Genomic DNA, 22,610 nt, shown 5'->3' with positions numbered 1-22,610 from the left:
TATCAACAATACATTACACTAGTCTGCACTCATCCTGGATAATTTTTCGACTCATGATCAATTGCTCTATTTCATTCATTGTAACCCAATTCCGACAAAAAAATAAGACTCAAAATATTAATTTTGAGCCTTATTGCGGTAATAGCTATTTAAAAGCTGTACTGATAGACAAATTCATCGCCTTCGTTGCCGATAAACATCAGATAAGCACCCGCTGGTACCGGCATTTCTTCGATTGTAGCATACATGGTATCAGCTAACACCGTCAGTGTCGGATCATAGATCACCAACCGTCCCCCATCTGGCAGGGTGACGCTAAAGCTGCCATCGGCCGCCAGCTTTCTGACGATATTTTCGCCAGTTTTTTCAATCCTGATTTTTTCATCACTGGCCAGCACGGGGATGTCGGCCACATCCACAAAAACATAACCCATTGCCGTCATTGTGGTTGTTCCGTTTTCTTCTGTAAGGGTTGGCTCAACCAGATCCCGGGCGTAGGGCAGGTTGTTATAGGCGGTATTTTCGTCTTTCAGGGGATAGGGTGTAAAGCTGCCGTCACTGCCAAAATAAATAGTTCCCGGAAGCTCCGGCAGACTGCCAGTCACAGCAGAAAATGCATATAAATCAATGGCACTGAGATTTTTGGGAATCCAGGCTTTACCGGCAAAACGACTGGTATCGATCGGGTTATTGGCCGTAATACCCTGACCGATGACCAGCGAATAATCGGCCGTATTCATCGACTGCAGCACCAGTTTTTTGCCAAAACTTTCAGAAAAAGACATTCGATATCCGTTTTGCATATCAAAATAGCCCTCACCGCTGTAGGAATAACTGCCAGCGGTGGTAAAGCCATTGCCATCGAAGCGTTTGTATTCCAGCGTGTTATTCTGCTGATTAAACTCAATTTTGATGACACTGCCGCTGGCTCCATAATATCCGGCAAAGCTGAGTATTTCGCCTGGTATCGCTGTGGTAGTGGTTGTTTGCTCGGCTTCTGCCGGGGCGGAAATAATTTCCTTCTCTTCCAGTAGTGTCTGGGTGATGGTTTCGGCAATTCCCGAAGCATCCCCGGTACCAGCAAAGATCAGAGCCACAGAAAGTTTCTCTTCAGGAATGACATACAGCTGAGAATTAAACTGCAGCGTTCCGCCATTTTTGCTCAGTACATGGACACCCTGTTCGGCAAAACTGGCAACGTCCACCATATCCCAACCCAAACCATAATTGGTAATCGGGGTGCCTGTCGGCACTGTTTCTTTTCCATACTGGGGACTGGTATACTCGGTAAAGGATTCGGCACTCATCAGCATGTTTTCCAGCAGAGCATTGCCAAAATGGCATAGATCCACTGCCGTTGCGGAAATTCCCCCGGTGCCCATCAGATTAATGATTTCTGCTGGCAGAGCGGTGCCATCCTCGTTGTTATACTTCAGGGCAATATTGGGATTTCCAGCCTTAAAGGAACAGCTGCTGTCGTTCATCCCGGCTTTTTTAAAAATATTCTGCTGCAGATAGTCGGAATACGTCTGGCCGGACACCTTTTCAATTAACACCTCGGCCAGAGTGAATCCATCATTACAGTAAACACTGACCACCCCAGGATCAGCCTTGAGACTGGAACCCGCCAGATAATTCATAAATTCCGTCAAAAACTGGGAATCTTTGGCCGATGCAAAGCCATTATACATCATCGTTCCCGGCAACCCCGAGGTATGGTTAAGCAGCATCCGAACCGTGATGTCCTTGTAGCGACTGTCCGCCATGGTGAAATCCGGCAGGTAGCTAACCACCGGTTTATCCAGCTCCAGCTGACCCGCCTCCACCAGCTGCATCACGGCCGCAGCTGTAAACACCTTACTGACCGAACCAATATTAAACTGAGTGCTGGAATTTACCCCCAACGCCTCAGTCCGGTTGGCCATGGCAAAACCTTCTTCATAAACAATTTTACCATTGTCCATAATAGCCACGGTGGCACTGGAGGCCCCACCGCCAGCGATGGCTTTCCAGATTTCGGTGCGTGCCGTGGTGATGGTTTTTTCATAGCTCTGACTCTGGGATGGGGCGGTCGTACATCCCGCCAAAGGAACAAGAATCAACAACAAACCAAGCATCACAACTGTTAATCGTTTTTTTAACATTTTCTTTATCCTTTCGTTTTTTTATAAATTGTTCCCTCTTTTAATACCAGTCTTTAACCGCTTTTATTATTCCTGTCGATGTTGCCCCACTAAACGGTATACGCGTAAGTGAATGTCGCTCCCGGCGCACCGATAAAGACCAGATAAGAACCGGCTGTCACTGGGATTTCTTCGGCGACGCCACTGCTGCTGTCGTAATCTGGCTGCAGATCGGGACCATAAATCACAATCCGGCCACCTTCTGGCATAACCGCACTGAATGTTCCATCATTATCCAGCTTGCGGCAGATACTTTGCCCATCACTGCCAATTACAATCGCTTCATCGTTCTGCAGCGACGCCACGGAAGCGGTATTGATAAACTGATAATCCATGATGGTTAAGATCCTTTGGCCGTTGTTTTCGGCAATCGTCGCCTGGGCCAGATCCCTGCCGTAGGGCAGCACCATTTGGGTTGTGGTCGCATCTTTTAAGCCATAGAGGGTGTAGCCGCCATTGGCCGTGTGATAAAGATAACCCGGCAGCTCTGTCACAACCCCGGTTTTTACGCCCATCGCATTGGCGTCAATGGCCGAAAGATTGGTGGGAATCCATGATTTTCCGCTAAATTGGCTGGTATCCAGCGGTGCCGCTGCTGCCGCCATTTTCTGCCCTGAGACAAAACCAGCATCACTGCTTTGATCATAGATCATAAAAAATTCCTGGCCGAAATTTTTGGCAAAACCAGCCCGATAGCCCACCGGTAAATGAAAATAACCATCACTGAGATAGGGATAGGTGCCCTGGGTTTCAAAGGTCTTGCCGTCATATTTTTTATAAATCATGGCATTTTTATCGTTATTGAATTCAATCTTTGCAATCGCTCCACCATCGCCATAAATCCCGGCGTAAGCCAGAAGCTCATCGGGGATGGTGGCTGCCGTTGGTTCTGCTGTCTCCGTTTCCAAACCCTCACTGAGTCCATTTTCATCAAGCAGCGCCTGGACAATATCATTGGCAACGCCAGTGACATCGGCATTTCCAGCAAAAACAATGGCCACCGAGATATTTTCCTGCGGCAGCAGATATAACTGCGAATTATATTGAGGCGAGCCGCCGTTTTTGCCAATCACCGTCACCCCCTGGCGCTCAAAATCAGCTACCGCCACACTGTCCCAGCCCAACCCATACGGATACAGGGGAGTTCCAGCAGGCACGGTTTGGTCCCCATATTGGGGACTGGTATATTCGGTGACCATCGCTTCACTTAAAATTTTGCCCTGAAACAGGGCCTGGCCATAACGACATAAATCAGCGGCGGTGGCGGCTATCCCGCCGGAACCAAGGCTGTTTATATATTCCACTGGAGCAGCGCTGCCATCTTCGTTGTATTTCCGGGCAATGTCGGTGTTATCGGCTTTAAAATAACAACTGCTGTTTTTCATCCCGGCTTTTGTAAAAATATTGGTCGCCAGATAATCAGAAAAAGATTGGCCGGAACTCTTCTCGACCAGAATTTGGGCCAGCGTAAAACCATCGTTGCAGTAGACACTTACCTTCCCGGGATCGCCCTTTAACTCAGTACCAGCCAGATAGGCCAGAAATTTTTGGGTATAGTCTGGGTCCGGCTCCGTTGTTTCGGCATTGGTGGTATAGGTTCCGGGCAAAGCGGCGGTATGATTGAGCAGCATCCGAACCGAGATATCTTTATAGCGGCTATCAGCCATGGTAAACTCCGGCAGATAATCAACCACCGGTTTATCCAACTCCAGTTTTCCGTCTTCGCAAAGCTGCAAGACTGCCGCAGCGGTAAACACCTTGCTGACCGAACAGATATTAAACTGGGTGTCTTTGGTTACCGCAAGCCCGGCTTCCCGGTTAGCCATGGCAAAACCTTCTTCATAGACCAGATTACCATTGTCCATAATCGCCACGGTGGCACTGGAGGCCCCGCCTGCTGAAATGGCATTCCAGATCTCCGTTCGTGCCGTCTCAATGGTTTTTTCATAGCTTTTGGGTTCTGCCTTGGAGCTACACCCCGAGAACATCAATCCCAGCATTATCAAACAACATCCCCAGATCAAAATTCTTCTTTTCATTACCGTTCCTTTCAAAAATCATCCACAATTTTTTCTGCTATTTCTTTTTTACCCCAACACGTTTAGTTTATCAACCTTTTTTCGTATAAAAAAACAGATAGTTATTACATATCTGTTTTTAGGGCTTCCTATTTTCAGTTTTCTTGATTATAAAATAAAAAACGACACCGCCATAATCAGATAAACTGCCAGCAGCTGAACCCCTTCCAGCCAGTTGGATTCGCCGTCACTAGCCACCCGATTGGCAATCAGTACCGACAATACCAGGGCCACCAGTTCAAACTCGTTAAAAATGATGCTCATCGGCGTAAACAGCAGACTCAAAAAAATCAGCACTGGCGTAACAAAAAGAATCATCTGGAGACTGGATCCAATGGCGATCTCCATCGCTACATCCATTTTATTTTTATAAGCCATCACAATCGCGGTGCTGTGTTCAGCCGCATTGCCGATAATCGGCACCAGAATAATCCCGACGAAAAACTCACTGAGGCCAATGGCTTCGGTCATCGGTTCAACTGCTCCCACAAACATCTCACTCTCAACCCCAATCAGGACCGTTGCGCCAATTAAAACAGCAATCGCCTTATTAAGCGACCACTTGGGCGTAGCTTCCTCCTCTGGTATCGCCGCATAAATATCTTTATGGGTGTAAAAAGAAAAGTACAGACTCATCAGATAAATGGCAAACATGATTATTGCTACCGTAATGCTGAGACCCTCATAACGGGTATTGAGAAGATCGGCGGCCACGGTATGAGTAAAGATCGCCGGAACGGTTAAACCAATGACCGCAAACAAGAGCATACTGGACGACACCTCAATGGATTGCTTATTAAAGGTTTGGGATTTAAACTTAATCCCTCCCATCAGCATGCTGGCCCCTAACACCAGTAGAATATTACCAATCACCGAACCGGCAATAGACGCTTTGACCACGTCAAACAAGCCAGCCTGCATGGCAAAAAAGGCGATGATCAGTTCGGTGGCATTGCCAAAGGTGGCATTGAGAAAGCCGCCGACACGGGGTCCCGAATAAAAAGAAATTTCTTCGGTTGCCTCACCCATGATGCCCGCCAGGGGGATAATCGCCAAAGCTGACAAAATAAACATCACGGTGGGTGAAAAGTGCATGAATTCTCCGACAATACTTATCGGCACAAAAATCAGTAAAAACCTTAGTATCTTCATCTACACTCACTATCCTCGTTCTTAATTTCTGATTCCCTGACACTGGTAAAAGAATACCACAAACCTTAAAGAAAATAAATGCAAAGATAACAATATCAGGCTATAATAAGTATTAACTCTAAACCGTTAATATTTAATTTTCTGGAGGTATTTCCATGAAACTGGATAATGACCAGTACCGGATCATTGTTGAGTCCTCACCCAATATGATCTGGCGGGCTGGTACCGATACATTGTGTAATTATTTTAACACCACCTGGTTGAAATTTACTGGCCGGACAATGACTCAGGAAATGGGAAATGGCTGGGCCGAAGGTATTCACCCCGAAGATTTTGACATGTGCCTGAAAGTATATTTGGAAGCCTTTGCCAAACAAGAATCCTTTGAAATGGAATACCGGCTTAAACGCCAGGATGGTGTTTATCGCTGGATCAATGACCGGGGCGTTCCCTACTATATCGGTGACCATGAATTTGCTGGCTATATTGGTAGCTGCATGGACGTGACCGATAAGGTGGAAGGCCAGAAGCTGCGGGATCTGGCACAGCGTGACGGTCTGACCCGAATCTACAATCGCCAGTATTTTGAACAATTGGCCAATGTTGAATTTTCCAAAGCCAAACGATTTGATGCTGATCTTTGTGTTGCCATGATCGATATTGATCACTTTAAGACGATCAATGATACTTTTGGCCACCATGCTGGGGATCTGGTTTTAAAAACGGTGGCTAAAACCATCAATGAAAGCATTCGGGCCTTCGATCTGTTTGGTCGCTATGGTGGTGATGAATTTGTTTTGCTGATGTCCAATACCAATTATGTTGAAGCTTCAATCCTGATCGCCCGATTAAAGCATGTCCTTGAAACCATCGAAATAAAATATAATGATACCCTGATCCGTATCAGTGCCAGTTTTGGATTATACCAGATGCATCATGAGGTGATCCTGGAAAAGGTCATCATTGAGGCCGACAAAAAATTGTATGAGATCAAAAACAGTCGCTCCAAACAACCCCCACATTCAGTTGAGCAGCGACCTGCTTTATGATCGATAACCGCTTTTCCCCTGTTTATCGAGTATCAAGCAAACTCTTGTCTGCATACCAAAAAAGCAAGTGAGCTTTCAAAAAGCGCTCTCACTTGCTTTTTCTGATGCTGCAATTATTATTCTAAACGGATTCACCTTATTCACGAATGACCGTCTCTTCAGTTTTTTTCATTCTTTTTTCAGTCTTTAACAACCGCTGGTTGGTCACTGCCAGAAAGCCAAATACCATCAATCCGATGCCAACCGCTACCCAACCCAGGAAGAAAAAAATTATCAGATATGGGGAATTCGTACCCGCAATTTCCAGAATCCCTTTAAGAAAACTTCCCACCGTTAGAGCGGCAAGCCCCGAATTGTAGCTGTTATAACCAATGCGATAAACGACAAACCGGGTAATGAAGGCCATGGTGCGATCAATCAGCAAATACCCCAACGCCCCACCCAATAACGGGTATAAGAACATTCCGGTCATGGCCGCTGAATGAACCCCGTGTCCAAACAAACCGTAGATCAGATTAACGGCAATGGTCAAAACCGTCATCAGCAAATAAACAGCAATGGTTTTTCCAAGCTTTTTAGAATTGTTTTGTAATTTAATACCCGAAATAAACAATATCACTGACCTCCCGTTCTGCAATACTGCGGCCATCAGTGGGATTATTGACCACTTCGCCATTAAAAACCATGGTAGATGATCCGCCACCATCCAGATTGTAGGCAATGGTGCAGCCTCGTTCTTTAAATTCCTGGGCCAACTCAAGTAGTGAAAGCCCTTCGCTCTCATCCGTCCGGCCATCCGAAACGATCACCAGATAATGTCCCGCTGAAATCTGTCCGATGGCCGTACGGGGATTGCTTTCCTTGGCTTGCCCCACTTCGCTGCTACTATCAACCATGATGTCACCATTTTCAACCAGGGCTGGCCCAAATGATAGCACCTGCCAATTCTCACTTAATGATGCCATGCTGACGTCACTTTCATCGACAATCGAAAAATTGCCATTCTGATCAATCACCAAGGCCTCATTCTCACTGGCACTATCCCGATAGATAATGCCATTACGCAAAACATAGCCGTCGTCCCGGAAGCCGTAATAGTCACCATTGATGGCAAAGATGGCATTTTGAGCAGCGGCGATATCTGACGTTTTGGCCTTGACATTTCGCCCATAGGTATTATTGGCAAAGGCTGTTTTCAGATAGGCCGCATCCGAAACCTGAATATCCGCCACATAAATGGTCGAATCATATTTCAAAATGGTTTCAATGCTAATCTGGATATTTTCATCACTATAAGATGTTGCGGTAATCACCGGTTCGGTTTCTGCCGCTGTGGACGTTTCGGCACTTGTTTCTGATGCCACAATCACCATTGATTTCTGAAGCACAAAAGTATCCATTAGCACAAAGGTAAACAACCCCACCAGCAGGAGCGAAAATATCCCTGCCCAACGATACGGTTTTGAAAAGAACTTGATCATTTAAGACGATACTCCTTCCTCGATTCCCCGAAAATAAAATTTTTCTGAATCAGGTAACTGCCGATAAATAATCCCGTGTCAACGCATATTTTTAACACCGTCAGGTGAATCGGTAAACTGCTTAAACTGGAGACAAAGAACCAGCTTAACAGCATCTGACTGATAAATAAAATGGCGTACTGCAATGCCGCCTTCCCTTCCCGATCGGTATTTTGAAAAACCCAGTGCTTATTAAGCAGATAGTTGACCCCGCCGGACATCACCCGGGCGATAATGGTTGCCTCCAGGATTCCCAGTGAGGTCGCTCCAAAGGCAATTTGCATCAGTAGCGTAAAGACCGAGTTATCCACAATCGCCGAGACAAAAGATGATAAACTGAATTTTAGAATATTCAGGTAGATCCGGGCTGAATCTTTAATCGCATGAAAATGAGATGCTTTGTTTTCATTCAAATAAATGGTCTCAATCGGGACTTCCACAAAGGGAATTCGGCTTTTACCAGCTTCCAGCAGCACATTCATTTCATACTCATAGCGGTCACCGGGAATCTTTAGTAACTCTTTTGTCCAACTCATCGGAATTCCCCGCAGTCCGGTTTGAGTATCCGGACACCGCTCTCCGGTACTCAATAAATAAGCCAGCGATGTGATGCGGTTACCCCACTTGCTTTTAAAGGGAGTTTTTACATTATTGAAATCCCGGGTTCCCAGAATCAGGCTGGCCGGGTTTTCTTCCAGCATCCTGGCTACGTTTAAGATGTCCTCCGGTGCATGCTGTCCATCGGCATCCGCCGTTACATAGCCCGGCGCATCGGGATAAATATTGGCGGCATAGGCCATTCCCGTTTTTAATGCGACGCCTTTACCCATATTTTTGCTGTGAACCCGAACCACACAGTCAAGCTTTTCTCTTAAAATATCAAAGATGATTTCATACCCGGGGGCACTGCCATCATTTATAATAATTGTTGTTAAGTCATAGTGTTTTAGTTTTTCAACTAAGGTGATCAATTTTTCGTCCGGATTCAGAGCCGGAATAATCACAACAGCTTTCATAATGCTGACCTCCTTTATGTTCTTGTCAGCATTCTATCGTCCTAAAGTGATTGTTTTGTGATTGGGTTCTGAATTTTAACGCTTTGTTTCAAAAGCCTTCCCGATTTTGATGCGATTTTAGCCAAACAAAAAAAGGTCGGAAAAGAGATAAACCGCATCTCTTATCCGACCACGTAAAACATCAAGTTAAACCATTTTATTTTGTGAACAAATTAATAATCACAAGGAGAATTACTGCTCCCACTGAGGCAACAAAAATACTCCAAAGATTAAATCCGGTTACTCCCGTGGTTCCGAAAAAGCCAAATACAAAACCACCAATCATGGCGCCCAGTATTCCAACGACAATATTTTTAATGAGTCCCATTTTTTCATTGTTTTTTGTCAGCATGCTGGCCAGCCAACCGGCTAAACCACCAAGGATAATCCAGCTAAAAAACCCCATATTATCACATCCTTTCTTAATTTTCAGGTACTTGCAACGCTTCCTTCCATCTTGGATTTTATTTCGCAATTACCTAATTTACTTCTATTTGCTATTATACCCGCTTATCTTTAAACAAACCTTCCAACTTCATCGTTTTCATCTGCCCCACTTTCTCTCCACTCTATTATTTAAAAACTTTTTTAGTCGGTTAAACTTAAATTGCATCTAAGCTTTTAGCGTTAAAATAATTAGTTGTAGCCTCTATTGAGATTACCACGTTTTGCGATTCACTCTTTACCATAGCCACGATTAACTATAGAAAGGCACTTTCTACTCTTAACTGATAAAAGTGAAATACAATCATGCAGATTAATTCGACTGAACTCCCCTTTTCTGAAGACCTGGACATGAATGGTAGTTTAAAGGAGTTTCTCCTACAGCAGCAGATTTACCGGGCTGCCATCAAAGAAATAAAAACTAAGCTGGAAATTTTGGATGAAGAGTTCCAGGCCAGATATGACCATAACCCGATCCATCATATGGAGTACCGGCTGAAATCCCCCCAGAGCATCGCCGGAAAGATGCAGAAAAAAGGGCTGGAAATCACCGCTGAAAACATCCGTAAAAACCTGACGGATATTGCTGGCGTTCGTGTTATCTGCAACTATTTACACGACATCGATCGGATTGCCAACCTGTTGCTGCGCCATGATGACATTACCCTGATCCGTAAAAATGATTATATCAATGAGCCCAAAAAAAATGGTTACCGCAGCCTTCATCTGATTGTACTGGTGCCCATCTTTCTGGCCGAGCGAACCGAATCCGTTCCGGTGGAAATCCAAATTCGTACCATCGCCATGGATTTCTGGGCCAGTCTTGAACATCAGCTCAAATACAAAGGTCATAGCGATATCTCCGAAGGCCTCCGGGAGCGGCTCAAATACTGTGCCGAATCAATTACCCGACTGGATGAGGAAATGCAGATGATCTATGAGGAAATTACGACAAACGACTGCGACCAATAATAATCGATACCGAGGCCATCACCTCGGTTTTTTTATGCTTTTTTTGCATATCATATTGACACTCTGATTATTCTATGCTATCTTATTTATATTCATTACTGTTTAGTAATTATTATTTTATAAGTTGATCTAATTTTCTTCTGGATTGCACCCCTAACTTTCCAGTATCTTGATCAATTATACTACCTAACTAAAATATTAATATGGAGGAAAACAAATGTCAGAATCAAAAACACTTAATAATCTTATGGAGGCGTTTGCCGGAGAGTCCCAGGCAAACAGAAAGTACACCGCATACTCAAAGAAAGCTGAAGCTGATGGAAAAATCAATGCGGCTAAATTATTTAAAGCTGCCGCCGATGCTGAAACCCTGCATGCCTTAAAACATTTTGAAGTCGCCGGAAAGATCCATACCACTGCTGAAAACTTAAAAGACGCCGTGGCTGGCGAAACCCACGAGTTTACAGAGATGTATCCGGATTTTCTAAAAACAGCGGAAGCTGAAGGTAATCAGGATGCCATTAAAACCTTTACCTTTGCCATGAAAGCTGAAGCGGTTCATGCCCGACTCTATCAGGAAGCCCTAGAAAACCTCGATCAGAGCGAAGAAGTTTTCTACTACCTCTGCCCCCTCTGCGGTAATATTGAAAAAGCCGTACCTGATAAATGCGCCATTTGTGGCGTTCCCGGAACCAGCTTTATTAAATACTAAACCCTGCGTCTTTCTTATCTCCTAACTTGATAAAACCAGAAGTATCGTGCTCATGAGTAGCATAGAACTTCTGGTTTTTTTAATCGATTATCGTTTAATTGCTTGCGTTCTTTATTATAAAAAGGTATACTTAACCCGAAAAGTTCTCGTTCTAACTATCCCTATTGAATCAAACACTGTATAATCTTTTTCAATTAGACCTGCAACCGTATTTCAAGGTTGCCTTTTTATTAAATTTTTCAACAATGGAGGTAAAAATGAAAACGAAAGAAAACCTACTACTAAATGTAACCTATACTACAAAACCGGGAAAAAGAACCGAGTTTATTAAGACATTAACTCAACTTGGCGTTGTTGAACAGTCAAAGCAGGAATCTGGAAATATCAGATACGACTATTTTTATCCACTTAATTCTGATGATCAATTATATCTTGTAGAAATTTGGGAAGATGGTGAAGCTTTGGCTTTACATACCCAAACCGAGCACTATAAACAATTACAGTCGTGTAAAAATGAGTATTTGATGCATACCCAGATTGAGAAATTTTATATCTGTACCACTCAGTAAAATAAGCTCAGCCATCCGAAAGTGATTGTCGAAGTACTGAGCTTTATTACCATTTTATACGATCAGATGTCTAACTTTTGAGGATTACTTCTATTAAAAAAAGAGCTTCAATGCGACAATTGCTGTCATCCCAATAATTAAATACCGGAATGCTTTTTCATTGATTCGTTTAATTATAAAAGCCCCAAAAACCGCACCGATGCCAATAAAGGGGATCATTAACCCCGTCAGCAAAAAGGTCTGAACCGTAATATTATGCCAGATGAATACTTGCATGGGAAGTTTCGTGACGTTAACGATAAAAAAGAACCATGCTGTCATTCCCAGAAAATTTACTTTATCCACGCCTTTTGCCAGTAGGTAGACACTAAAAATGGGACCGGCCGCATTTCCGATCATCGATGTAAACCCAGCAAGAATTCCCACTGAAGCATGCAGCCAGGTTTTGTCGGGGATTTTCAACTGATCGCCTTTTTTTTCGAAATAAATCAATAAAAACAAACAAAGTAACACTGAGAGTGCAATCAGGCTTTTGAACTGTTCATCATTGATATACCCACCAATGATTAAACCGAATATCAGTCCCATAAAAGTCCACGGTAGTAATTTAAGAATATCTTCTCGTTTTGCATTATGTTTATAATAAAAAAGTGCAAAAACATCTCCCACAATCAGCATCGGTAGGATGATTCCTGTTGATGCTTTTCCGCCGAATACAGCTGCTAATATCGGGATTACCAATGTAAGCAAACCACTGATGCCTGTCTTTGATACACCAATTAAAAGTGCCGCCAAAATAACCCAAAGCCACTGAACCAGTTCTAAATCCGGAAATATTTCCATCGTATTTCTCCCTACGTTCGTTATGTATGACATTTAATTTTTTGATTCCATTAAATCATCCGCCAATCATATTCATTCTTCGTGAGGATGTAAAATCCGCTCCGAAATGATGTCCTTTTGGCTTATCCAAAATAATCTGTCTGACAATTTGATTGAAATTATCAGCTTTAAGGTCAAGGGCTTCCCGAATATCTACTTCTCCGTTATTTCCCAGACAAGGCCGGATTTTTCCATCGGAAGTCAGACGAATGCGGTTGCAGTCGGAACAAAATTGGTGGGTCATGGGTGAAATAAACCCGATTTTACCGGTGTAACCGGCCATCTGATAATAAACCGCCGGTGAACCCTTATCGGTTCGTTCCAGATATTGAAGACCGGGTCTTGTTGCAATTAAATCATCATTGTGAATAATCTTATCCCGGTTATCTTCGCCAAAACTCCCCATCGGCATCAGTTCAATAAAACGGATTTCAATCGGCCGATCCCTTGTCATTTCGATGAGGTCATCAATTTCATCATCATTGATCCCCTTAATCAAAACGGTGTTAATCTTTACTGGCGTCATCCCTAACGACAAAGCCCGATCAATTCCAGCCATGGTTTTTTTCAGATCTCCGCCACCGGTAATGAATTTAAATTTCTCTGGCTTCAGGGAATCCAGGCTGATGTTGAGACGGTGAAGTCCAGCTGCTTTTAAATCAGCCGCCATTTTCAAGAGCTGAATACCGTTAGTTGTCATGCCAATGTCTTCAATACCATCGATCTCCGATATTCTGTAAATAATTTCGCAGATATCCCGTCTCAACAGCGGTTCTCCGCCAGTAATTCTGATTTTTTTAATCCCCGCCTCAACCATGGACCGGACAACCTTTTCAAATTCTCGTGGTGTTAAACTATCATCTTTGCTGTCCTTGCAGTTTTCACCATCCGGATCACAGTAAATACACTTCAGATTACATTTCTGAGTCACTGAGATCCGCATATATTCAATTTTTCTTCCATATTGATCCAGCATAATTTTATCCAACTTTCTTTTTATCGATGGTCACCGCATCATTGATCCGTATTTTTCTGGAATAGCTATTATAACCCAATGCTTTCGAGAAATACTTCGATAATCCCCCCGCAAACCATACCTTCTTCTTCTGCCTGCCATCCCGTCATATCAACTTGATGCAGCTCCGATTTTTCTTTTTCACTGCTTAGCATACTCAAGGCTCTTATTTTTATGTCTGCTTCAGCACAACCACCACCAAGGGTTTCCACGGTTCGGCCATCCGGATAGATTAGCATCTTAGTTCCCACTTCCCGGGGGGCCGAACCTTTCCGGCTGATAATCGTCGCCATGACTTTTCTTTCGCTTGACTCTTCAATTGCATTTAATCTCTCAAGTATTTTTTTGGAATAACCGGTGCTTTGCTTTTTTAGATTCTTTTCCTGGACAATTTCGGCCATAATGGATATCGCAATCTCAACCGGCGTTTCTGCGCGAATATTTAAACCGATGGGTGTATGTACTCTTTCCAGTTTTTTTATATCCACACCTTTTTCGGCCAACTGATCCTTAACTTTCTTTACCCGGACTTTGCTGCCGATCATGCCGATGTAAGCATGCTCTTTTTTGATGATTTCTTCCAGACAAATCTGATCATAACGATGTCCCCGGGTGACAATGACAAAATAGGTATTTTTATCCCCATCGATTTTTTTAAGTCCCTGTTCAAAGGGTTCACAGATCACCTGTTTTGCCCCAGCCCGAAGGGCATCATTTGCAAAGGTAAAACGATCTTCAATGACGCTAACCGAAAAATCAGCCAGTAGTCCTATTTTTATAATCGGAATGGAAACATGACCAGCCCCACAGATCACCAACTTTTTATCCGGCTGTAATATTTCGCAGAAAATCCGGTTCCCTTCAACAGTAATAACTCCTGTTTCCAATTGTTTTAATATTATTTTAATATGATGTTTCAAAAAACTGCTTTTTCCCGTTTCATAAACAATTTTATCCAGGGATACAAATACCTTTTCACCCAAATGCTCACCTTCCACCACAGTTGCGACCAGATATTTCTGGTTAGCATCGCTTTTTTTAATTAGTTCATATAGATTACTCAAAACTTATCCCCTACTCTTTATCTGTCTTTATTTTTCGCATTTTTTAAAACCACAACCTTTTTAAACGCCTTTTCCAAACCCACAGTTCGGGAATGTACAACTGTCACAGGAAAGACAAAGGCCACCTTGCCCCAAAGCAGTAAAATCTCCTTTTCGCAACCGTTCGTCAGTCATGATCCGCGGCAATACCAGATCAAAGATGGTCCGTTTGGCATACATCACACACCCAGGAAGGCCCACAATGGGGATGTTGCCTTTGTAATATGCCAATAAAAACATCGCTCCGGGAAGCACCGGGGCCCCATATGTGATCATTTTTGCGCCAGTATATTTAATCGCCAGAGGAGTACGGTCATCGGGATCGACACTCATTCCTCCGGTACAGATGATCATATCAGCTCCCTGGTTTAGCAGCGTCATAATGGACTCGGTAATCATCTCATGATTATCGTCTGTAATCTGATGCCCGATGATTTCGACATCAAATTCAGCCAACTTTTCTTCAATAACCGGGGTAAAGGTATCTTTAATCCGACCGTTATAGACTTCACTGCCGGTGGTAACAATCCCCACTTTTTTATGGACATACTGCCGGATCTGAAAAATCGATCCTTCTCCACAGACTTCTTTAGCCCGATTCATTTTGCTTTCAGCAATCACCAGCGGAATAACCCGGGTTCCCGCCAGTAAATCTCCCGCTTTAACCGGGAAATTTCCATGTCGGCTGGCTATCATCATCTCGCCCAATGCATTCACCCGATTCATTTTATCATAATCAATTTTAAGCACCCCATCGCAGGTAGCGATGAGTTCGATTTTGCCTTCTTTGATTTCTGATGGCCGCATGTTTTCGCCTTTACAAAGGTCATAAAGAATTTCAGCCGCTTCGTTTTCATGAAGCATCCCCTCTTCTTTTTCCCAGACATAGAGATTTTCTTTGCCGACCGATAATAATACCGGAATATCTTCTGCTCTAACCATATGGCCTTTTCGAAATACTGCATCCTTGGTGACTCCTTTAATGATCTGGGTAATATCCTGACAGAGTACATGGCCAACAGCGTTGGTTGTTTCAATTAATTGCATTGTTCTTCTCCTTTTAATAACCCATCGCTTCTTCTAATAGACTCTCTACTTTTTTTGCCTGTAGATAAGCTAAACGATGTTTAACTTTTCCTACCAAAGTAGTACATTTTTTTCTACTTTTATTAAACCGTTCATCAATACTGATCCGTTGGCACCCTGATACCTTTTTATCTGCCAAATAGACAATGGTTTTTTCTGTAATTCGCTCTTCATCATAACTTGAAAGAAGATGATGAAACTCAATCACCTCCGCAACACGGGGGTAACCTTCTCTGTTAATCCAATCTGCACCAATTTGTGCATGCTCTTTTTCAGCCCGGGCAATATCATGAAGCAGCGCTGCGGCAGCAATCAAGTTACGATTCAGATTATAATTTTTCTGTATCAAAAGATCCGTCCATTCCAATGCCAGTTTGCAGACACATCTTCCGTGATTTCTAACGTCCTCACCGACATGAAATCTTTCTAAAATAGCCTGGCACTCATCTTGATCCGGAATTGCCTCTAAATTTTTTCCTACATACTTTACTTTTTTAGAATGTTCATCCATTTCAATCAGACTAATGCTCCCATATGATTGGTGTAGCCCAAGCGCCTGCTCCAAATCCAACCCCATCCACTTGCTCAACAATCCCTGATTGACGCAGGCATGACCAACAATGGCCAAATTTCCATTGTATTTTTTCATCATTTTCTCAATACACGGCTCTGTCCGCATCAAAACTTGATGATACGATTCCCCCTTCGGAAAGGGTACTCTAGCCAAATTTTCTCCCCTCTGCTGATAATCATCTGGATACTTTTGTTTTATCAAATCAAACGGCAATCCGTCCCACAATCCCGTATCAATCTCCTCTAATTCAGCAACAGAGACAATAGGATATCTGCCATTTGAAATAATTTCGGCAGTTTGCCGGCTCCTCGCCAGCGGGCTGGTAATAATCATAGATAATGCGATCTTAGAAAAATAGTCTGCCAACTTTTTTGCCTCAAGTCGCCCTTCTTCACTCAATGACAAATCAAGTTTCCCAAGACAACATTTTACCCCGTTTGGAAACGCTGGCTGGCAATGACGAATTAGATATATGCTTCTCATGTCCTTTAATCAACATCTATGCTTTGATGAGCATGGCAGTACCATGAAAATCGCAGAGCGGAATTAAAAATAACTTCTGCTCATTTAAATACTCATCAACCGCTTTTTTCACCCCGGGAAACTGCATACTGTTATAATCATGGATTAACATTACTCCACCGGAACTGAGCCGGGGATAAAAATACGAAAGGCCTTGCCGAGTGGGTTCATACAAATCAGCATCCATACTGACAAGGGCATATTGAATTTCCTGATCTGGAATAGTTTCGGGGAATCGACCTTTTAAAATCACAACTTGCCCCGGAAAGGGCATTTGATTGAGAATAGCTGCTTCACTGGTATCAGAAAAATCCCCAACTTTGGCTTTGGACAAACCCCTTTCAATGGCAATGTCTTCCGGCTTAAAGCCCTCAAAGGTATCAAAGAGATACAGTTTGCGATCCGGAAAATTCTGATTCAGTTCCCGGGCAAATTTTCCCTGATAGACGCCTAATTCAGCAATGGCTCCGGCGATCCGGCGCTTTTGTATTTCATCGCCAATCAGCCGCAACTCCGCCAGTCGGAGATCATATTTTGTCTTAAAATCACTGGCATGTTTAATGATTCCGCCAAACCCCAGGCCTCTAATTTGATTCTCTATATCAATTGCCGCATCAGCGTTTAAACTGCCAGTCCAAATAATCTCCGGGTTATCATCCAGAAGTTTATCCGGCGGCTTGACGCTTAATCCCGAAACAATTGACCCCCACTTGTCAGGGTTATTATCAAAACAGGCAACGATTTCATAATCACTGGATATTAAATTTATTAGGGCATTTCCACCCTGACCGGCTCCGAATATTGCAGCTTTCATATTATATACCTCCTCGTTTTGCGCTTTTTCAAAACATTGATCATCCTAAAAAAACCTTATCAAATATTTAACTTTTTCCTTACTCCTAAGATCGAGTTATTTCAAAAAACAATTCGTTTTTAAAAAAAATAACGATCAAATATTTCATTAACGCTCTTTTGAGATTCCTTTTCAAATCTCTGATACTTTTCCAAAAATTCGCTTCCCTTTTCCGTTAAGATCGTTTTTCCGCCGTTCATTCCCCCACGCTTCCGATAAACGACCGCAAAACCCAGTTGTTCTTCAACCTGATTAATCATTTTCCAACCCTTACTATAAGAAAGATTCATTTTTCCACAGGCGCTTTTAACCGATTCGCCGATCTTGATTAGAGTTAGCAATTGTTCAGTACCGGTACCGAAAAAGGATGCTTCCTTTTCCACGCTGACTCGAACTTTTGGTTTTAATTTTCGTTTATAATATAAATCCAACAAGCTTTTAAATTCATCTTTGGTATCCGCATCCAGCAAAATGCCTTCGTCTTCGACTTCAACCTCGATCTGTTCATAATTACAGCTCTCAACAGCGCCCAGTAAGCCTTTGTTTCCGGTATAAGCTAATATTTCTGGCAAAACCCGGGTGTCAATCATAAAGGGATGCCCTTTTACACCACAATGCACAGGATTCACAAACACCCCTTTTGAAGCCGTCAGTTTCATCACCGTTTCTTTCGTAAACAAAGGAATATCGATGGGCGTAATGAGAATGCGTTCACACTGATGTTCCAGGTATCGCAAACCGATTTTCACCGAATCAAACATTTGAGTGGTGGCAAAATCATGATTATGAAGGCAGGTAACGTTCAGTTCTTTAACCAATTCTTCCACAATTCTGGCCTTATTTCCGGTAATCACAATAATTTCTGTGATCCCGGCGTCCTGAAAGGTTAAAATGATTCGCTCTAAGATTGAAAAATTGCCTATTTTAAGGACCGGTTTAAAGTCACCCATTCGCGAGGACATGCCAGCTGCCAGAATGATAGCACCTTCCTTTATTTTTTTCACTTAATCACCTCTTTCGCATAAAACCGACTCCTCCATTGAAGGAGTCGGCCTATAAACAAATACTAATAAACAAAACTTTGATGATAATGCTATTGTTTTAAAATTGGTAGGGTTGAGCCACCATGGGGCATTACCAGGACTTTACAATCGTGACCCAGTTTGTTAAAGGCGGCCTTTAAGGCCCCCTGAACGGTGATATAGGGCTGCATAAAGATGGATTCAACCACTTCCGGTTTCATTTTTGAAACAAAAAAGATCTCGCTCTTTTCCAGAACCATGGCAATGGCTGCCGCTTTATGCCCCCCCAATTGAAAATCATTTTTGATCCGTTCAATTAAAGATTGGGAATCCTCAGCTGCCAACAGCCATTTTTCAAAGACACCTTCGCCAAAGCCCTCTTCACAAGCCCCTACCAGAATGATGATGCCGCCATCTCTGACGGCATGTTTAGCATTGTCGAGGGCTTTCTGAGTTTGATAAAGATTTAAATCCTTGGGTGCGCCTCCCTGAGAAACAATCACAATATCTGCCAGGGCATCAATCGGCTTACTGTACAATTGATCCAGAAATTTACAGCCTTCCCGATGGGCTTCGATATAATGTCCGGCCACGGCATGGATAACATTTTTTTTCTCATCAAGAATGACGTTGACAATAAAGTCAATGGGACAATATTCAATTGCTTCTTCCAGATCCTGTCGCACCGGATTGTCATCAATTTTTCCAGCCACCGCCAATGGATCGACCATACAGCTGTGATTCTTTTGAATGGCGGCACGGGTGGAAACGCCTGGCATGATAGCCTTGGCACCGCCACTGTAACCGGCAAAATAATGGTATTCAATATTACCCAGGCAAATGCGACGGTCTGCTCCTGCCACAATCCGGGTCACATCCACTGGGGTACCGTGTCGTGTTTGGCCCATGTTGACAAAATCTTTGGGATCGCCATCCACACAACGGATGGTTGAATAAATGTAATCTCCCACCAGTTTTTTCATTTCTTCGGTGGTATGTTTTCGATGACTCCCCAGAGCGAAAACAATGGTAATGTCTTCACATTTGACGCCCTTCTTTTTCAGTTCATGAAGAATCGGTGGTAAGACCACATGTGAAGGCATTGGCCGGGTAATATCGCTGGTAATAATCACAACGCTTTCACCTTGTTTAACGATATCTTTTAACTGAGGTGTCCCGATCGGATTTCTAAGCGCTGCACAGACAGCTTCTTCACCTTTTGTCCTCACTGCGATGGGATTTGGTTTTAAGATTGCTTCCAGATTTTTTTCTGGAATATTAACCAATTGTTTTTCTTTTCCAATTGCTATCTCTATTTTCATAACTGACTCCAACCCCTAGATGCGGCTGACACCGCTTTCCTTAGCCGCCTTTGCCACCGCTTTGGCGACTGCGTCTTTAATGCGATGATCAAAAGCATTGGGGATTATAAAATCTGAACGGAGTTCGCTATCGGTCACTAAACCGGCAATGGCGTAGGCTGCGGCGATTTTCATTTCATCATTGATATCGCTGGCTCTGACATCCAGTGCGCCTCTAAAAATTCCCGGGAAGGCTAAGACGTTATTGATCTGATTGGCAAAATCACTTCGACCGGTACCAACTACTGCTGCTCCAGCTTTCAAGGCCAGCTCCGGCATGATTTCCGGGATGGGATTGGCCATCGGAAATAATATCGGATCTTTTTTCATAGACAGCACCATTTCTGGCGTGACGGTATTGGGTGCAGATACACCAATAAATACATCGGCATCCTTCATTGCATCGGCCAGGTTCCCTTTTATTCCGGCTTTATTTGTCACTTTAGCAATTTCCTGCTTATCTGGTGTCAGCCCTTCCTGCCCATCATAAATGGTACCAACCCGGTCACACATGGTAATGTCTTCAACACCCACCTGCAACAGCAGCTTGGCAATGGCTATCCCCGCCGATCCGGCGCCGTTCATGACCACTTTCATGGCTTTAAAATCTTTACCGGTTAATTTCGCAGCGTTTAACACCGCCGCCAGGGTGACCACCGCGGTACCATGCTGATCATCATGAAAAATGGGAATATCGCATATTTCTTTGAGTCGTCTCTCAATTTCAAAACATCGGGGCGCGGCAATGTCTTCAAGATTTACGCCGCCAAAGCTACCAGCCAAAAGACTAACCACCTGAACAATTTCATCCACATCCTTGGAACGGATGCACAGGGGAATGGCATCCACATCGCCAAATTCTTTGAATAAAACGCATTTGCCTTCCATGACCGGCATACTTGCTTCCGGACCAATGTCCCCCAGACCCAGAACCGCGGTTCCGTCACTGATGACGGCAACGGTATTCCAACGACCCGTCAACTCATAACTTTTGCTGATATCTTTTTGAATTTCAAGACAAGGCTGGGCCACCCCCGGGGTGTAAGCCAGGGACAGATCCTCCTTGTTATTTACGGAAACCTTGGAATTCACTTCCAGTTTCCCTTTCCATTGATAGTGGAGTTTTAATGATTCCTGTGCATAATCCATTTTAATAACCTCTCTAAATTTCCTTCTTAGTGTCTGGTGTGCGTTTTTATTTTTCCTTTATCGTTGAACCATGCATCAATGCTTTAACAACCGGCAGGGTTTCACCCGTTAAAAATCGGATCAGGGCACCACCACCAGTGCAGATATAATCAATTTTTTCGCTTAAATTGTATTTATTGGTGGCGGTAATGCTGTCACCTCCGCCAATAACCGTATAAGCTGCGGTTTTTCCCAAGGCATCCCAGACATATTTGGTACCGTATTCCGTGATTTCTTCTTCAAAAATCCCCATCGGTCCATTGGTGAAAACTGTTTTGGCGCCAAGGATAATCTCCTGAAATTTCTGGGTTGATTCGTGACCGATATCCACCAGCATTTTATCAACTGGCAGATCAGTCAGTTTTACTTCTATTCTGGCCTCGCCATCCAGATAAGCTAAATCTATCGGTAATTCAATCATTGCACCATATTTTCCCAGCAGTTCTTTGGCATCCTCAATGTATTGATTAAACCCTCTTTTTTCAATAAAGGCTTTGGAGCTTGCGCCGATGTCAAATCCTTTCGCCAGCAACATGATGTTTCCCACTAAACCACCAGCCAGAACCGTGTCGGCGATTCCTTTTCCCAGCACAGAATTCATCATGATAAAGGCGTCGGATATTTTGGCGCCGCCTAAAACAAAGACCGATGGTCTGCCGGGATTTTCAGTGATTTCAGACAGGACACTGTACTCCTCTTCAAACAATCTTCCCATCGCTGATGGCAGCACCTGTTCAAAACCGCAGAGGGAGGGTTGATCCCGGTGGGCAGCTGCAAAAGCATCACAGACATACAAATCCGCCAGAGGTGCCAGTTTTCTGACCAGCAGGGTTTTAGCCTGGTCTTCATGGCTTAATTTTAAATTCGTTTCAAACAAGGTCTGTTCTTCCGAGACAAAACGGACATTATCCAATAAGAGAATTTCGCCATCATTCATAGCGGCAATCGCTGCTCTGGCGGTGGGTCCACAGACATCCTCAACAAATTTCACTTCCTGGTTAAGCAGTTCGGTCAAAACTTTTGCATGCGGTGCGGTGGTATAAAAGTTTTCATATTCAATATCGCTGCCCTGATGAGCCAGAATTACTACCTTTGCCCCCTGATCCGATAATTCCCGGATGGTCGGAACACAGGCTTTGACGCGGGTAATATCTTTTAAGGTATTTTTTTCTTTGTCTACCGGCTGGTTAATATCCACCCGGAGGAGAACCGTTTTTCCGGAGAATTGGAAATCATCCAAGGTTTTAATTCCAAATTTCATTGGCTCACT

21 protein-coding genes are annotated in these 22,610 nt (G+C 43.5%); 4 read left to right on the top strand and 17 right to left on the bottom strand.

Annotated features, from left to right (window positions below; genetic code table 11):
• Positions 1 to 149: 149 nt before the first annotated feature.
• The 3 genes from B3F51_RS04185 to cax all read right to left on the bottom strand — a co-directional run bounded on the left by B3F51_RS04185 (position 150) and on the right by cax (position 5,413).
• Positions 150 to 2,144 carry a serine hydrolase domain-containing protein gene (locus B3F51_RS04185; RefSeq protein WP_250934106.1) on the bottom strand — a complete coding sequence of 665 codons (1,995 nt, stop codon included), beginning with the start codon at positions 2,142 to 2,144 and terminating at the stop codon, positions 150 to 152.
• An 89-nt stretch (positions 2,145 to 2,233) separates the two neighbouring features.
• A complete protein-coding gene (locus B3F51_RS04180; protein WP_286945620.1) occupies positions 2,234 to 4,222 on the bottom strand; it encodes a serine hydrolase domain-containing protein in 1,989 nt (662 codons plus the stop codon).
• A gap of 147 nt (positions 4,223 to 4,369) precedes the next feature.
• Positions 4,370 to 5,413: a calcium/proton exchanger gene (gene cax, locus B3F51_RS04175; protein WP_070370857.1), complete on the bottom strand. Its 1,044-nt coding sequence runs from the start codon at positions 5,411 to 5,413 to the stop codon at positions 4,370 to 4,372.
• A gap of 155 nt (positions 5,414 to 5,568) precedes the next feature.
• Here cax and B3F51_RS04170 point away from each other — a divergent pair, with 155 nt between their 5' ends.
• A complete protein-coding gene (locus B3F51_RS04170) occupies positions 5,569 to 6,462 on the top strand; it encodes a sensor domain-containing diguanylate cyclase (protein WP_286945618.1) in 894 nt (297 codons plus the stop codon).
• Between the two features lie 136 nt (positions 6,463 to 6,598).
• Here B3F51_RS04170 and B3F51_RS04165 read toward each other — a convergent pair whose 3' ends face one another.
• The 4 genes from B3F51_RS04165 to B3F51_RS04150 all read right to left on the bottom strand — a co-directional run bounded on the left by B3F51_RS04165 (position 6,599) and on the right by B3F51_RS04150 (position 9,443).
• Entirely contained in the window at positions 6,599 to 7,081 is a 483-nt protein-coding gene (locus B3F51_RS04165; RefSeq protein ID WP_228878517.1) for a hypothetical protein, read from the bottom strand.
• On the bottom strand, positions 7,056 to 7,943 hold the full coding sequence (locus B3F51_RS04160) for a phosphodiester glycosidase family protein (RefSeq protein WP_286945616.1): 888 nt from the start codon (positions 7,941 to 7,943) through the stop codon (positions 7,056 to 7,058). The genes B3F51_RS04165 and B3F51_RS04160 overlap by 26 nt, the downstream gene beginning before the upstream one ends.
• Positions 7,940 to 8,998: a bifunctional glycosyltransferase family 2/GtrA family protein gene (locus B3F51_RS04155; RefSeq protein ID WP_148638208.1), complete on the bottom strand. Its 1,059-nt coding sequence runs from the start codon at positions 8,996 to 8,998 to the stop codon at positions 7,940 to 7,942. Before B3F51_RS04155 ends, B3F51_RS04160 begins: the two co-directional genes overlap by 4 nt.
• A 196-nt stretch (positions 8,999 to 9,194) precedes the next feature.
• On the bottom strand, positions 9,195 to 9,443 hold the full coding sequence (locus B3F51_RS04150) for a GlsB/YeaQ/YmgE family stress response membrane protein (RefSeq protein WP_070370849.1): 249 nt from the start codon (positions 9,441 to 9,443) through the stop codon (positions 9,195 to 9,197).
• 344 nt (positions 9,444 to 9,787) lie between these two features.
• Between B3F51_RS04150 and B3F51_RS04145 the strand changes: the two genes are divergently transcribed.
• The 3 genes from B3F51_RS04145 to B3F51_RS04135 all read left to right on the top strand — a co-directional run bounded on the left by B3F51_RS04145 (position 9,788) and on the right by B3F51_RS04135 (position 11,734).
• The gene (locus B3F51_RS04145) at positions 9,788 to 10,453 is read left to right on the top strand and encodes a GTP pyrophosphokinase (RefSeq protein ID WP_070370848.1); all 666 of its coding nucleotides are present in this window, start codon (positions 9,788 to 9,790) and stop codon (positions 10,451 to 10,453) included.
• Between the two features lie 217 nt (positions 10,454 to 10,670).
• Positions 10,671 to 11,165, top strand: coding sequence for a rubrerythrin family protein (locus B3F51_RS04140; RefSeq protein WP_250934111.1), 495 nt, complete (start codon positions 10,671 to 10,673; stop codon positions 11,163 to 11,165).
• 257 nt (positions 11,166 to 11,422) lie between these two features.
• Positions 11,423 to 11,734 (top strand): putative quinol monooxygenase, encoded by a 312-nt coding sequence (locus B3F51_RS04135; protein ID WP_228878525.1) that lies wholly within the window; start codon positions 11,423 to 11,425, stop codon positions 11,732 to 11,734.
• 93 nt (positions 11,735 to 11,827) lie between these two features.
• Here B3F51_RS04135 and B3F51_RS04130 read toward each other — a convergent pair whose 3' ends face one another.
• From B3F51_RS04130 to B3F51_RS04085, 10 genes are all read right to left on the bottom strand, one after another.
• Complete coding sequence (locus B3F51_RS04130; RefSeq protein WP_070370845.1) at positions 11,828 to 12,577, bottom strand: sulfite exporter TauE/SafE family protein; 750 nt, start codon at positions 12,575 to 12,577, stop codon at positions 11,828 to 11,830.
• A gap of 55 nt (positions 12,578 to 12,632) precedes the next feature.
• The gene (gene moaA, locus B3F51_RS04125; RefSeq protein ID WP_250934113.1) at positions 12,633 to 13,592 is read right to left on the bottom strand and encodes a GTP 3',8-cyclase MoaA; all 960 of its coding nucleotides are present in this window, start codon (positions 13,590 to 13,592) and stop codon (positions 12,633 to 12,635) included.
• Between the two features lie 68 nt (positions 13,593 to 13,660).
• On the bottom strand, positions 13,661 to 14,695 hold the full coding sequence (locus B3F51_RS04120) for an XdhC family protein (RefSeq protein ID WP_286945610.1): 1,035 nt from the start codon (positions 14,693 to 14,695) through the stop codon (positions 13,661 to 13,663).
• A gap of 60 nt (positions 14,696 to 14,755) precedes the next feature.
• Positions 14,756 to 15,781 carry a molybdopterin-binding protein gene (locus tag B3F51_RS04115; protein ID WP_286945608.1) on the bottom strand — a complete coding sequence of 342 codons (1,026 nt, stop codon included), beginning with the start codon at positions 15,779 to 15,781 and terminating at the stop codon, positions 14,756 to 14,758.
• Positions 15,782 to 15,794: 13 nt separating this feature from the next.
• Positions 15,795 to 16,877, bottom strand: coding sequence for a histidine phosphatase family protein (locus B3F51_RS04110; protein ID WP_084633565.1), 1,083 nt, complete (start codon positions 16,875 to 16,877; stop codon positions 15,795 to 15,797).
• A 16-nt stretch (positions 16,878 to 16,893) separates the two neighbouring features.
• On the bottom strand, positions 16,894 to 17,730 hold the full coding sequence (locus B3F51_RS04105; RefSeq protein WP_286945606.1) for a TylF/MycF/NovP-related O-methyltransferase: 837 nt from the start codon (positions 17,728 to 17,730) through the stop codon (positions 16,894 to 16,896).
• A 119-nt stretch (positions 17,731 to 17,849) separates the two neighbouring features.
• On the bottom strand, positions 17,850 to 18,773 hold the full coding sequence (locus B3F51_RS04100) for an NTP transferase domain-containing protein (protein WP_250934118.1): 924 nt from the start codon (positions 18,771 to 18,773) through the stop codon (positions 17,850 to 17,852).
• A gap of 89 nt (positions 18,774 to 18,862) precedes the next feature.
• Positions 18,863 to 20,113, bottom strand: a complete 1,251-nt coding sequence (gene larA, locus B3F51_RS04095) for a nickel-dependent lactate racemase (RefSeq protein ID WP_286945603.1) — start codon at positions 20,111 to 20,113, stop codon at positions 18,863 to 18,865.
• Between the two features lie 15 nt (positions 20,114 to 20,128).
• Positions 20,129 to 21,301: an NAD(P)-dependent malic enzyme gene (locus B3F51_RS04090; protein WP_286945601.1), complete on the bottom strand. Its 1,173-nt coding sequence runs from the start codon at positions 21,299 to 21,301 to the stop codon at positions 20,129 to 20,131.
• Positions 21,302 to 21,347: 46 nt separating this feature from the next.
• Positions 21,348 to 22,601 (bottom strand): phosphoglycerate kinase, encoded by a 1,254-nt coding sequence (locus B3F51_RS04085; protein ID WP_286945599.1) that lies wholly within the window; start codon positions 22,599 to 22,601, stop codon positions 21,348 to 21,350.
• Between the last annotated feature and the right edge of the window lie 9 nt (positions 22,602 to 22,610).

The sequence above is a fragment of the Acetobacterium sp. UBA5834 genome, assembly GCF_002435675.1.
In the GTDB taxonomy this organism is placed as follows: domain Bacteria; phylum Bacillota; class Clostridia; order Eubacteriales; family Eubacteriaceae; genus Acetobacterium; species Acetobacterium wieringae.
Note: the sequence above shows the minus strand (reverse complement) of the source record. Positions and strands in the feature narration are given on the sequence as shown.